Genomic DNA, 12,531 nt, shown 5'->3' with positions numbered 1-12,531 from the left:
AAAAAACTCACCGTGTATACCTTTGTATCTTAACGCTTGATAAGTGCTGCCGCGTCACTAGCCACAATCAAATCGCACTTGCAGTAAGATTGATAAAGCTATGCCACGCATTGCTGCAGCGATCAATATTAGATAACCATGCTATACACGGTATATTTATTCTAGTTTATGTTTGCGCTTACACAGTAGCACCTTTAGAATTGCCGCATTCGGTTTATCGGTGTTTGCTATGCTTTTCTTACAGAATCAAGCTGCTGAGGCTTACTCTACATTTCGTTTAAAAACATCGTTGCAGCAAGTAATAGAAGTGCAAGATGTTAACGAACTCAATACGATTAACATCGATTCTGCTCCTATTATTTTAGGCGAGGGCAGCAATACCATTTTTCTAACTGAGCAATCACGTCCTATATTACGTTTTACTTCATCTCAACGAACGATATTGAATGAGACGCTTGATACTGTAAACCTCCATGTAGAAGCGGGTCACAATTGGCATCAATTAGTTAGTTGGGCAGTGGACTCAAAGCTTTGGGGTATCGAGAATCTGGCATTAATACCAGGATCTGTTGGTGCAGCACCTATACAAAATATTGGTGCTTATGGTGTTGAATTTGCAGATGTTTGTGATTATGTCGATTTTTACTCATGGGCTGACCAATCCGTACACCGATTCCCGGCAGATGATTGTCTATTTGGTTATCGAGACAGTCTATTTAAACAAAGTTTAACTAGTAAGGGATTGGTCATTGCCGTAGGTATTACCCTACAGAAAAAACCGAAACGTGTTCTTAATTATGCGGGTTTAGATGCCTTATCTGATAGCGCGTCTTTACAAGAAATATACGCCCAAGTCATTGCTACAAGACAGAGTAAGCTTCCTGATTATAGAAAGCTGGCAAATTGTGGCAGTTTTTTTAAGAATCCCATAATTTCTTTGCATGCTTATCATTTACTCCAGCAGCAATTTCCAAGAATCCCAGGTTATATTGTCGCCGATAACGTCAAAGTGCCAGCAGCTTGGTTGATCGACCAATTAGGATTCAAAGGTTATCGTTTAAATGATGTCGGTTGTTATGAGCGTCAGCCGTTAGTATTAGTTAACTATGGTAACGGGACTGCAGAGTCATTATTAGCGTTAGTAAATATGATCATCGGTAAAGTTAAAGATCGCTATGCTATCTTGCTGGAGCCTGAAGTTCGCATGTTAAATAAAGATGGCATGGCTTATGTCTAAAGCTAACCTACAAGTACAGCGGCAATTACTCAGCGTATTAGCTGATGGGAAATTTCATTCCGGTCAAGTACTTGCCAATCATTTTGGCATCAGTCGTACGGCAATTGCGAATTACATCGCAGAATTAGAGTTGGTCGGTCTAGACATATATAAAGTGAAAGGTAAAGGCTATGCTTTAACCAAACCCATTGTCTTGCTCGATGCGGCCATTATCCGCCAACTTCAACCTGCTCAAAGTGCGCCGGTGTTAGTCCAGCATATCACTGATTCTACTAACTTACAGTTGATGCAGGCCTTACAAAGTAATAAAGACCTTGCCAGCGCCAGTGTCATTGTGGCTGAAGCACAAACGGCAGGGCGTGGACGACGCGGGCGTAGCTGGTATTCACCTTTTGGCAGTAATTTATATTTTAGTTATTACTGGAAGCTTGAGCAGGGTATTCAAGCTGCTATGGGTTTAAGTATTGTTGCTGGTTGTGCCTTATGTCAGGTTTTACAACGTTATTATCAGATTTCGACCAAGATGAAATGGCCAAACGATATCTACATCGATAATCGAAAAGTGGCTGGAATTTTAGTTGAATTAGTGGGGCAGGCTGATGGCGCTTGCCATGTAGTAATAGGGATTGGTATTAACGTGCAATTACCACTACAAGCTTTGCAGCATATTGATCAACCCTATGCTGATCTGGCTACAGCGACTGATCATGCTATCAATCGCAATGAATTAGTCGTGCATTTACAAAGTGCCTTAACCCGTGCCTTAAAACAGTTCCAGCAAACAGGTTTTGCACCGTTTCAAGAATCTTTTAATCAGTTGAATTTATACGCTCAGCAAACAGTGACTTTATCAGGAAGTGCAAGCGCAACCGGTGTTTGCAAGGGAGTTGATAATCAGGGAGCGATTTTGTTAGAGCATGCGGGACAAATTGTCGCTTACTTTGGTGGTGAAGTTAGTTTAAGAGCGGCGACTTGATGTATTTACTGTTAGATATTGGTAACTCACGCACAAAAGCCGTAATTTATGAAAATGGTAAGTTTACGCTACTGTCTGATTTAAACCTGCAATCAATAGCACCTTATCGCTTCATTGCTGTATACGTTGCTTGCGTGGGTTTTGATGAACATGTTGAGCAGTTACAGCATACACTGGGTTTAACGCATTTGCCTTGGTACAGATTAGTCAGCCAAACAGCTGCTTTTGGCGTGGTTAATCGTTATACCACACCTGAGCGATTAGGGGTTGATCGTTGGTTAGCCATTTTAGGCGCTGATAGCTTGTTGCAGGCGAAAAATCTAATGATAGTAGATGCCGGTACGGCTTTAACTATTGATTGGTTAGATAAGTCACAGCAACACCAAGGCGGTTGGATTATCCCTGGTCTTCGCTTGCAACAAGAAGCGGTAATAAAAAATACGGCAAGAGTAGGCAGTACTCCAGATGATAGTCAGGAATTAATCTTAGGCGTTAATACACAAGATTGCGTTAAAAATGGTGCTCTTGCAGCATTATGTGGTGCTATTCGTGCTGGTTGGCAGTTAAAACCAACCGACGTTATCTTCCTCACGGGGGGTGATGCACCAAAGTTGGCTCAATATCTGTCTGACTTGCCGGTACAACTGGATCCTTTACTGATTTTTCGCGGCATAGCGCGATATATTGCAACTTAAACGCGGGATCGCACAACAATTAGCCGTTCAGCTAATAATTTATGCTTTTTTCTGTTTTTCTTGTTGCGCCATCCCCACCATTCTACTAGAATTCGCACCCACTGACGTAGTGCCGCTTTAGCTCAGTTGGTAGAGCAACTGACTTGTAATCAGTAGGTCATCCGTTCGACTCGGATAAGCGGCACCATTAGTGGAGGGGTTCCCGAGTGGCCAAAGGGATCAGACTGTAAATCTGCCGGCACTGCCTTCGAAGGTTCGAATCCTTCCCCCTCCACCATTCTTCGTCAGAAGAATAGCTACGAGTAGGCCGCGGGCATCGTATAATGGCTATTACCTCAGCCTTCCAAGCTGAAGATGCGGGTTCGATTCCCGCTGCCCGCTCCAGTTACAAGTTGCTGATATAGCTCAGGCGGTAGAGCGCATCCTTGGTAAGGATGAGGTCCCCAGTTCGATTCTGGGTATCAGCACCATCTTGCATGCCTCCCTCGTTCGCTTTACAATTAATTTTTTATTCCGCCGTTTTGTTTTAATAAGGGTTACTTATGGCTAAGGCTAAATTTGAACGCGTAAAACCGCACGTAAACGTAGGTACTATCGGCCACGTTGACCACGGTAAAACTACTCTGACAGCTGCTATCACTAACGTATTAGCAAAGACATACGGCGGTCAGGCATTTGCTTTCGATCAAATCGATAAAGCACCAGAAGAAAAAGCTCGTGGTATCACTATCAACACGTCACACGTTGAATACGATACACCAACACGTCACTATGCACACGTAGACTGTCCAGGTCACGCTGACTATGTTAAAAACATGATCACTGGTGCGGCACAGATGGACGGTGCTATTCTGGTAGTAGCGGCGACTGACGGCCCAATGCCACAAACGCGTGAGCACATCCTGTTATCACGTCAGGTTGGTGTACCTTACATCATCGTGTTCATGAACAAGTGTGACATGGTAGATGACGAAGAGTTATTAGAATTAGTAGAAATGGAAGTGCGTGAGCTTCTTTCAGACTACGACTTCCCAGGTGATGACTTACCAGTAATCCGTGGTTCAGCCTTAAAAGGTCTGGAAGGCGATGCTGAGTGGGAAAAGAAAATCCTGGAATTAGGTGAAGCGTTAGATACGTATATCCCTGAGCCAGTACGTGCGATTGATAAGCCATTCATCATGCCAATCGAAGACGTATTCTCAATTGCTGGTCGTGGTACTGTAGTAACAGGCCGTGTAGAGCAAGGTATCATCAAAGTGGGTGAGACAGTAGAAATCGTTGGTATCAAAGACACTGTAGCGACTACTTGTACTGGTGTAGAAATGTTCCGTAAGCTGTTAGACGAAGGTCGTGCAGGCGAGAACATCGGTGCTTTATTACGTGGTACTAAGCGTGAAGACGTAGAACGTGGTCAAGTATTAGCGAAGCCAGGTTCAATCAAGCCACACACTAAGTTCGAAGGCGAAGTGTACGTATTGTCAAAAGAAGAAGGTGGTCGTCACACGCCATTCTTCAAAGGCTACCGTCCACAGTTCTACTTCCGTACAACAGACGTAACGGGTGCAGTAGAATTACCAGAAGGCGTAGAAATGGTTATGCCTGGCGACAACCTGAAGTTTGTTGTTGAATTGATTTGCCCAATCGCGATGGACGAAGGTTTACGCTTTGCTATCCGTGAAGGCGGCCGCACAGTAGGTGCTGGCGTAGTATCAAAAATCATTGCTTAATTAGCACTGATGTAAAGAAGGCCCTACGGGGCCTTTTTTGTCGCTAAAAAAAACTGCTGAATTGCCAAGCTGCTGCATTGTAAGCTTGTTTTAGTCTGCTAAGACAGTATAATGAGCGGCTATTTAGCGACAGGTGATTTTCGTCGTTATGTTTTTGTAGGGGCATAGTTCCAATTGGTAGAACAGCGGTCTCCAAAACCGATGGTTGGGGGTTCGAATCCCTCTGCCCCTGCCACTATTTTCAAGCTCGGATATGCCGTCCGTGCTGTTATGTTTGTTATGAGAACAACATAAGTAAGCCTATTAAGTGAGTGAAGCATGAGTGCAACAAGCGAAACCCCAAAAAGCGGATTAGATCTGGTTAAATGGTTGTTAGTACTAGTGATCCTATCATTAGTCGTGGTTGGTAATTATCTTTACGAGTTATCTAGTCTGGAAAAGGCTATTGCCATTGTTGTATTAGTTGCCGCTGCGGGCTTTGTAGCTGCACAGACTTACAAAGGCAAAACTTTCCTTAATTTCGCCAAAGAGTCACGTACTGAAATCCGGAAAGTGGTTTGGCCAACTCGTCAAGAGACCATGCAGACCACTATTATTGTTCTTATTGCCACTGTTATTATGGGGCTTATTTTGTGGGGCCTCGATGCTATTTTATTACGCGTCGTCTCCTTCTTTACCGGACTAGGGGGTTAACTCATGGCAGGAAAAATGCGTTGGTATGTAGTGCAGGCCTTTTCAGGTTTCGAACAGCGAGTTGCTACCTCACTACGTGAACACATTAAAATTCATCAAATGGAAGAAAAGTTTGGTGAAGTATTAGTACCCACTGAAGAAGTTGTGGAAATGCGTGCCGGTCAAAAACGTAAATCTGAGCGCAAGTTTTTCCCTGGTTACGTATTAGTACAAATGGAAATGTGCGAAGAAGCTTGGCATTTAGTGAAAAGTGTGCCGCGCGTGCTGGGTTTTATCGGTGGTACTTCTGACCGTCCAGCACCTATTTCTGAAAAAGAAGCACTGACCATTTTGAATCGCTTACAAGACAATATTGATAAGCCGAAGCCGAAAACCTTGTTTGAAGCCGGTGAAGTGGTTCGTGTTACAGAAGGACCTTTCGCAGACTTTAACGGCGTAGTCGAAGAAGTTGACTATGAAAAAAGCCGCGTAAAAGTCTCGGTACTCATTTTTGGTCGTGCAACTCCGGTCGAGTTAGAATTCGGTCAAGTCGAAAAAGCTTGATTTACAGCTTGTAACGGGGCGCTGATTAAAATATAATCTGCGCCCTTTTTATCGTATGGGAAGCCGTTTGAGTAAGTGTCCTCGCATTTACGAGGCTAAGACCCAATCACAGAGGTGAAACATGGCAAAGAAAGTCACTGCACTCATTAAATTGCAGGTAAAAGCCGGTATGGCAAACCCGTCACCACCAGTTGGTCCGGCGTTAGGTCAACACGGTGTTAACATCATGGAATTCTGTAAAGGCTTCAACGCTCGTACAGAAAGTCTTGAAAAAGGCATGCCAATTCCTGTTGTTATTACAGTATATAGCGATCGTTCTTTCACGTTCGAAACTCGTACCCCACCAGCGTCTTTCTTATTATTGAAAGCAGCCGGTTTAAAAGGCGGTTCAGGTCGTCCTAATACCCAGAAAGTCGGTAAGATTACAGCTGCACAGGTTGATGAAATCGTTAAGATCAAACAACCTGATTTAACAGCTGCAGATCATGCTGCTGCGGTGCGTACCATTGAAGGTACTGCTCGTTCTATGGGCTTAGTGGTGGAGGGCTAATCGATGGCTAAATTAACAAAACGCGCTAAGTTAATCCGCTCTAAAGTAGATTCTACTCGCGAATATGACATCAACGAAGCAGTTGCTTTGTTAAAAGAATTATCTGCCGGCAAGTTCCTTGAGAGCGTTGACGTTGCAGTAAACCTAGGTATCGACGCTCGTAAGTCTGATCAAAACGTTCGTGGTGCAACAGTGTTGCCACACGGTACGGGTCGTACTGTTCGCGTTGCCGTATTTACACAAGGTGCTAACGCCGAAGCTGCTAAAGCCGCTGGTGCTGACATCGTAGGTATGGAAGACTTAGCTGAACAAGTTAAGAAAGGCGTAATGGATTTTGACGTTGTTATCGCGTCTCCAGATGCTATGCGTGTTGTCGGTATGTTAGGTCAAATTTTAGGCCCTCGTGGTTTAATGCCTAACCCGAAAACTGGCACAGTTACACCAAACGTAGCTGAAGCAGTTAAGAACGCCAAAGCGGGTCAAATCCGTTACCGTAATGATAAGAATGGTATTATCCATTCTACTATCGGTAAAATCGATTTTGACGCTGACAAGTTGAAAGAAAACTTAGAGTCGTTACTGGTTGCTCTGAAGCGTGCTAAGCCTTCAGTTGCTAAAGGTATCTACATCAAAAAAGTAACGCTTTCTTCTACTCACGGTGCCGGTTTAACATTAAACCAAGCATCTTTAAGCGCCACTGTCTAAGCGCTTTACACCAGGGCGTGGTTAATTTATAATCTCGCCCTCGTTTTTAGGGTAGAAGCCAGACTTCATTGAAGTACTGGCTTCCGTCCAAGACCGTAGGTGTCACAAGTTTCTTTTGAAAGGCGTGACTTAAAAAAAACAACCTACGCAGACGGTGTAGGCCCCAGAAAGAATTAAATTCGTTCTGGTCTCACCGTAAATCGCGCGTTGGCATATTGTCAACGTTGTGTAGGAAACCGGACATAAAGTCCGGATGAACCAGGAGTTAAGAGCCAATGGCTATAAAGCTTGATGACAAAAAAGCAATTGTTGCTGAAGTCCAGGAAGCTGCCAAAGGTGCTTTATCTGCGGTAGTCGCAGACGCTCGTGGTGTCACTGTAGGCAAGATCACTGCTCTGCGTAAGCAAGCACGTGAAGCTGGTGTTTGGGTCAAAGTGGTCCGTAACACCCTAGCTCGCCGCGCAGTAGATGGCACCGAATTTGAGTGTCTGAAAGAGGTATTCGTAGGCCCGACATTAGTTGCGTTTTCTAAAGAGCACCCAGGTGCTGCAGCGCGTATCTTCAAAGATTTCGCGAAAGAAAACAAAAACTTCGAGCTTAAAGGTGCAGCTTTCAACGGTACCACAGTGAACATCGACGTGTTAGCATCGTTACCAACATACGACGAAGCTATTGCACGCTTGATGAGCACCATGAAAGAGGCAGCTGCCGGCAAACTTGTACGTACAATTGCCGCGGTTCGCGACCAAAAACAAGAGCAAGCCGCGTAATTATACGTTTGGTTTTGTAGAGTTTAATTCGGGCCAAGGCCCATAATTTAGGAATCTGCGCAATGTCAGTGACTAAAGATCAAATCTTAGATGCAATCGCAGCAATGTCTGTAATGGAAGTTGTTGAATTAGTATCTGCAATGGAAGAAAAATTCGGTGTTTCTGCTGCTGCTGCAGTAGCTGTTGCAGCTGGTCCAGCTGCCGCTGTTGAAGAACAAACTGAATTCAACGTAGTATTGGCTGCTGTTGGCGCAAACAAAGTATCTGTTATCAAAGCAGTACGTGGCGCAACAGGTTTAGGCCTGAAAGAAGCGAAAGACTTGGTTGAAAGCGCTCCAGCTGCAATCAAAGAAGGCGTTTCTAAAGCAGAAGCAGAAGCTCTCAAGAAAGATCTTGAAGAAGCTGGTGCATCTGTTGAAATCAAATAATCTGGTTAATACCAGATTAGCTGCCTGAATTTCAGGCCGGGCTGGTGATGAATTAATCACCGGCCTTTTTGCGCTGTGGGACAATGATTTCCCCACCCCTGCTGTTACCAGGTCTGGTAACATAAGCCACCGATAAGGTGGTTGGGAAAAAAATCAGCAAGCTGAGGAACCCCATGACTTACTCTTATTCTGAGAAGAAACGTATCCGTAAGGACTTCGGCAAACGTCCGGAAGTATTGGATGTGCCATACCTGTTGTCGATTCAAATCGAATCATTCAGCAAATTTATCGAGCCAGATCCTGAAGGTGGATACGGTTTAGAAGCCGCTTTCCGCTCTGTTTTTCCAATCAAAAGCTATTCAGGCAGTGCGGAATTGCAGTATGTTAGCTACCGTATCGGGGAACCTGTTTTTGACGTTAAAGAATGTCAAATCCGTGGTGTAACCTATTCGGCACCTTTACGGGTTAAGCTGCGGATGGTGCTGTTTGACAAAGAAGCGCCAGGCACAATCAAAGATATCCGTGAACAAGAAGTCTATATGGGTGAAATCCCGTTGATGACCGAAAATGGTACCTTTGTTATTAATGGTACTGAGCGCGTTATCGTTTCTCAGTTACACCGTAGTCCAGGTGTGTTCTTCGACCACGACCGTGGTAAGACGCACTCGTCTGGTAAAGTCTTATATAATGCTCGCGTGATCCCATACCGTGGGTCATGGTTAGACTTTGAATTTGACGCTAAAGATAACTTGTTCGTGCGTATCGATCGTCGCCGTAAATTACCAGCGACTATCCTATTACGTGCACTTGAACTGAGCACAGAAGAAATTCTGGCTACTTTCTTTGAAAATACCCGTTTTGATATCAAAGACGGCAAAATTCTGATGGAAGTAGTAGCCAACCGTTTACGCGGTGAAACAGCTGCATTTGATATTAAAGATAACGATGGCGAAGTGATCGTAGAACATGGTCGTCGTATTACTGCCCGTCATGTGCGTCAGCTGGAAAAAACCGGTATGACCATGATGGAAGTACCACATGAATATGTGGTAGGTCGTGTCCTAGCGAAAAATTACGCTGACCGTTCAACCGGAGAGATTATTGCCGAGGCGAACGCAGAGCTCACATTAGAGCTGTTAGCAAAACTAGCAAAAGCAGGCTACGAAAGTTTCGAAACCTTATACATCAACGATTTGGATCAGGGTTCTTATGTCTCAGAAACTATCCGTATCGATCCTAGCAGCAACCGGATGGAAGCCCTGGTAGAAATTTACCGGATGATGCGTCCTGGTGAACCGCCAACGCGCGAAGCTGCAGATACTTTATTTGAAAATTTATTCTTCTCAGAAGATCGTTACGACTTATCAACAGTCGGTCGGATGAAATTCAACCGTCGTGTTGGTTTCGAAGATGGCACAGGTACCGGTGTACTGAGCAAAGAAGATATTTTAGCGGTAATGAAAGTCTTAATTGATATCCGTAACGGTAATGGCGAAGTTGATGACATCGACCACTTAGGTAACCGTCGGATCCGTTCTGTTGGCGAAATGGCGGAAAACCAATTCCGTGTTGGTTTAGTTCGTGTTGAGCGTGCTGTGAAAGAGCGTCTGTCTTTAGGCGATCTGGATGCGGTTATGCCACAAGACTTAATTAACGCTAAGCCTATTTCTGCTGCTGTAAAAGAGTTCTTTGGTTCAAGCCAACTTTCTCAATTTATGGATCAGAACAACCCATTGTCAGAAGTGACGCACAAACGTCGTATTTCAGCACTTGGCCCTGGCGGTCTTACACGTGAACGTGCTGGTTTCGAAGTTCGTGACGTACACCCAACGCACTATGGTCGGGTATGTCCAATCGAAACGCCAGAAGGTCCAAACATCGGTTTGATTAACTCGTTATCGATTTTTGCGCAAACTAACGAATATGGTTTCTTAGAAACCCCTTACCGTCGTATTGAAAACGGTAGTGTGACTGATGAAGTCGATTTCTTATCTGCAATTGAAGAGGGTAACTTTGTTATCGCTCAGGCCAACGCTGAGTTAGATGCAGACAACCGTTTAGTTGATGCTTTAGTACCGTGTCGTTTTAAAAACGAATTCACGTTAATGGCCTCAGCTGAAGTGCAGTATATGGACGTGGCACCACAACAGATTGTGTCTGTTGCAGCAGCCTTAATTCCGTTCTTAGAGCACGATGATGCTAACCGTGCATTGATGGGTTCGAACATGCAACGTCAAGCAGTACCTACCTTACGGGCTGATAAGCCGTTAGTAGGTACAGGTATTGAGCGCGTTGTAGCGAAAGACTCAGGTGTAACTGTGGTAGCGAAACGTGGTGGTGTTATCGATTACGTCGATGCCAGCCGTATTGTTATTAAGGTTAATGAAGATGAAATGGTTGCTGGCGAAGCCGGTATCGATATCTACAACTTAACCAAATACACCCGTTCTAACCAAAATACTTGTATTAACCAACGTCCATGTGTCAACCACGGTGAGCCAATTGAACGTGGTGATGTCTTGGCTGATGGTCCTTCTACTGATTTAGGCGAACTTGCATTAGGCCAAAACTTACGCGTGGCTTTCATGCCATGGAACGGTTACAACTTCGAAGATTCGATTTTATTATCTGAGCGTTTAGTACAAGAAGATCGTTTAACCACTATCCATATCCAGGAATTAAGCTGTATTGCTCGTGATACTAAGCTTGGGCCTGAAGAAATCACGGGTGATATTCCTAACGTAGGCGAATCTGCGCTGTCTAAACTAGACGAAGCCGGTATTGTTTACATTGGCGCCGAAGTGAAAGGTGGTGACATTCTGGTGGGTAAAGTCACCCCGAAAGGTGAAAGCCAGCTTACACCAGAAGAAAAACTACTTCGTGCTATTTTTGGTGAGAAAGCGTCTGACGTTAAAGATACGTCTTTACGTGTACCAAACTCAGTGACCGGTACGGTTATTGATGTCCAAGTCTTTACTCGTGACGGCGTTGAAAAAGATAAACGCGCTCGCGAAATCGAAGAGATGGAAGTCAAACAAGCGAAGAAAGATCTGAATGAAGAGTTCCGTATTCTTGAAGCAGGTATCTTCGACCGTGCACGTAACTTGTTAGAGCAAAGTGGTTTAGATCGCGCCAAGCTGAATACGTTGAAAGGTGATGCGTTATTTAATCAAAGCCTAAGTGACGAAGATAAGCAGAACGATCTTGAGCAATTAGCAACGCAATACGAAGAAATCCGTGTTGAGTACGACAAGAAGTTCGAAGCTAAGCGTCGCAAGATTGTTCAAGGTGATGATTTAGCACCAGGCGTACTGAAAATCGTTAAAGTTTACCTTGCGGTAAAACGTCGTATCCAGCCAGGTGATAAAATGGCCGGCCGTCACGGTAACAAGGGTGTAATCTCTACTATCGTGCCAGTTGAAGATATGCCATACGATGATAAAGGTCAGCCGGTTGATATCGTACTTAACCCATTGGGTGTACCTTCGCGGATGAACATCGGTCAGATCTTAGAAACGCACTTAGGCTTAGCCGCTCGTGGTATCGGTGACAAGATTGACGGCATGATCAAAGAACAGAAAGAAACGGCGGAAATCCGTGACTTCCTGAAAAAGGTTTATGCTTTAGGTGAATCACGTCAGAACGTTGATATTGAAAGCTTCACTGATGATGAAGTGCGTCGTTTGGCTCAGAACTTACGCAAAGGTCTGCCAGTCGCTACGCCAGTATTCGATGGTGCGAAAGAATCTGAAATCAAGCAATTGCTTGAGTTAGGTGACTTACCTGCCAGCGGTCAAATCGCGTTATATGATGGTCGTACCGGTAATACTTTCGAACGGAAGGTTACTGTCGGTTACATGTACATGCTGAAACTGAACCACTTGGTTGATGATAAGATGCACGCGCGTTCTACTGGCTCTTACAGCCTGGTTACTCAGCAGCCGCTGGGTGGTAAGGCACAGTTCGGTGGTCAGCGCTTCGGTGAGATGGAAGTATGGGCATTAGAAGCATATGGTGCGGCTTATACCCTACAAGAAATGCTTACCGTTAAGTCTGATGACGTCAACGGTCGTACCAAGATGTATAAAAACATCGTTGACGGCGACCACAGAATGGAACCTGGCATGCCAGAATCTTTCAACGTATTAATGAAAGAAATCCGTTCGCTCGGTATTAATATCGAATTGGAAGAGGAATAAACCGACCT

At 44.5% G+C, this 12,531-nt stretch carries 11 protein-coding genes and 5 tRNA genes; all 16 read left to right on the top strand.

The features are described 5' to 3' along the window. Positions 1–229: 229 nt before the first annotated feature. The 16 genes from murB to rpoB all read left to right on the top strand — a co-directional run bounded on the left by murB (position 230) and on the right by rpoB (position 12,523). Positions 230–1,237 (top strand): UDP-N-acetylmuramate dehydrogenase, encoded by a 1,008-nt coding sequence (gene murB, locus ACUJFL_RS17850; RefSeq protein WP_445428145.1) that lies wholly within the window; start codon positions 230–232, stop codon positions 1,235–1,237. Beyond that, positions 1,230–2,213 carry a bifunctional biotin--[acetyl-CoA-carboxylase] ligase/biotin operon repressor BirA gene (gene birA, locus ACUJFL_RS17845; protein WP_445428144.1) on the top strand — a complete coding sequence of 328 codons (984 nt, stop codon included), beginning with the start codon at positions 1,230–1,232 and terminating at the stop codon, positions 2,211–2,213. The genes murB and birA overlap by 8 nt, the downstream gene beginning before the upstream one ends. Next, the gene (locus ACUJFL_RS17840; protein WP_445429109.1) at positions 2,213–2,908 is read left to right on the top strand and encodes a type III pantothenate kinase; all 696 of its coding nucleotides are present in this window, start codon (positions 2,213–2,215) and stop codon (positions 2,906–2,908) included. Before birA ends, ACUJFL_RS17840 begins: the two co-directional genes overlap by 1 nt. A gap of 111 nt (positions 2,909–3,019) precedes the next feature. After that, positions 3,020–3,095 (top strand) — tRNA-Thr (locus ACUJFL_RS17835). Between the two features lie 5 nt (positions 3,096–3,100). After that, positions 3,101–3,185: transfer RNA gene (locus ACUJFL_RS17830), tRNA-Tyr, on the top strand. Positions 3,186–3,217: 32 nt separating this feature from the next. Further along, positions 3,218–3,292: transfer RNA gene (locus ACUJFL_RS17825), tRNA-Gly, on the top strand. A 10-nt stretch (positions 3,293–3,302) separates the two neighbouring features. Then, positions 3,303–3,378: transfer RNA gene (locus tag ACUJFL_RS17820), tRNA-Thr, on the top strand. Positions 3,379–3,450: 72 nt separating this feature from the next. Continuing rightward, positions 3,451–4,635 (top strand): elongation factor Tu, encoded by a 1,185-nt coding sequence (gene tuf, locus ACUJFL_RS17815; protein WP_097113087.1) that lies wholly within the window; start codon positions 3,451–3,453, stop codon positions 4,633–4,635. Positions 4,636–4,793: 158 nt separating this feature from the next. Continuing rightward, positions 4,794–4,870 (top strand) — tRNA-Trp (locus ACUJFL_RS17810). An 83-nt stretch (positions 4,871–4,953) separates the two neighbouring features. Continuing rightward, entirely contained in the window at positions 4,954–5,328 is a 375-nt protein-coding gene (secE, locus tag ACUJFL_RS17805; protein ID WP_226752343.1) for a preprotein translocase subunit SecE, read from the top strand. A 3-nt stretch (positions 5,329–5,331) separates the two neighbouring features. Then, a complete protein-coding gene (gene nusG / locus ACUJFL_RS17800) occupies positions 5,332–5,871 on the top strand; it encodes a transcription termination/antitermination protein NusG (RefSeq protein WP_226752342.1) in 540 nt (179 codons plus the stop codon). Positions 5,872–5,992: 121 nt separating this feature from the next. Then, positions 5,993–6,421 carry a 50S ribosomal protein L11 gene (rplK, locus tag ACUJFL_RS17795; RefSeq protein WP_027672427.1) on the top strand — a complete coding sequence of 143 codons (429 nt, stop codon included), beginning with the start codon at positions 5,993–5,995 and terminating at the stop codon, positions 6,419–6,421. Positions 6,422–6,424: 3 nt separating this feature from the next. After that, positions 6,425–7,126, top strand: coding sequence for a 50S ribosomal protein L1 (gene rplA / locus ACUJFL_RS17790; protein ID WP_445425690.1), 702 nt, complete (start codon positions 6,425–6,427; stop codon positions 7,124–7,126). A gap of 275 nt (positions 7,127–7,401) precedes the next feature. Then, on the top strand, positions 7,402–7,896 hold the full coding sequence (rplJ, locus tag ACUJFL_RS17785; protein ID WP_229588337.1) for a 50S ribosomal protein L10: 495 nt from the start codon (positions 7,402–7,404) through the stop codon (positions 7,894–7,896). Between the two features lie 62 nt (positions 7,897–7,958). Beyond that, positions 7,959–8,324 (top strand): 50S ribosomal protein L7/L12, encoded by a 366-nt coding sequence (gene rplL, locus ACUJFL_RS17780; protein ID WP_226752339.1) that lies wholly within the window; start codon positions 7,959–7,961, stop codon positions 8,322–8,324. A 173-nt stretch (positions 8,325–8,497) separates the two neighbouring features. Then, complete coding sequence (gene rpoB, locus ACUJFL_RS17775) at positions 8,498–12,523, top strand: DNA-directed RNA polymerase subunit beta (RefSeq protein ID WP_445428143.1); 4,026 nt, start codon at positions 8,498–8,500, stop codon at positions 12,521–12,523. Positions 12,524–12,531 lie beyond the last annotated feature (8 nt).

This window comes from Alishewanella sp. HL-SH05 (assembly GCF_052655985.1).
The sequence above is the reverse complement of the archived record's forward strand: the minus strand, read 5'-3'. Positions and strand labels throughout refer to the sequence as shown.